The organism is Rhodococcus jostii NBRC 16295 (genome assembly GCF_001894825.1).
Taxonomy (GTDB): domain Bacteria; phylum Actinomycetota; class Actinomycetes; order Mycobacteriales; family Mycobacteriaceae; genus Rhodococcus_F; species Rhodococcus_F jostii.
Genome location: NZ_BCWY01000281.1, coordinates 1 through 591, shown reverse-complemented (window position 1 = coordinate 591; position 591 = coordinate 1). Strand labels below are relative to the sequence as shown.

Sequence of the window (591 nt, the reverse complement as noted above, 5' to 3'; positions counted from 1 at the left end):
GAGCGTCGGGTGGCGTTGGTGCCGAAGGTCGTGGCCGCGTTGATCGCCAAGGGCGTCGACGTGGTGGTCGAGTCGGGTGCCGGGTTGGGCGCGCTGATTCCGGACGAGTTGTACACCGAGGCGGGGGCGAAGATCGCCGATCCGTGGTCGGCGGATGTGGTGGTGAAGGTCGCGCCGCCGTCCGACGAGGAGGTGAGCCGCCTGTCGTCGGGTCAGACGCTGATCGGGTTTTTGGCGCCCCGCAACCAGGACAACCAGGTCGCCGCGTTGAAGGCGGCGGGGGTGGCGGCGTTCGCGGTGGAGGCGATCCCGCGGATTTCCCGCGCCCAGGTGATGGATGCGTTGTCGTCGCAGGCGAACGTGTCCGGGTACAAGTCGGTGCTGTTGGCGGCGTCGGAGTCGACCGGTTCTTCCCGATGCTCACCACCGCCGCCGGCACGGTCAAGCCGGCGACGGTGCTGGTCCTCGGTGTCGGGGTCGCCGGTTTGCAGGCCCTGGCGACGGCGAAGCGGCTCGGTGGCCGGGCCACCGGCTACGACGTGCGCCCGGAGGTGGCCGATCAGGTTCGCTCGGTCGGTGCGCAGTGGCTCG

Annotated in this window: 1 pseudogene; it reads left to right on the top strand. The window is 70.6% G+C overall.

Going from position 1 to position 591, the window contains the following annotated elements:
* Window positions 1–591 (top strand): annotated as a pseudogene (locus tag RJ1_RS45205) (Rossmann-fold NAD(P)-binding domain-containing protein); the annotation flags it as partial.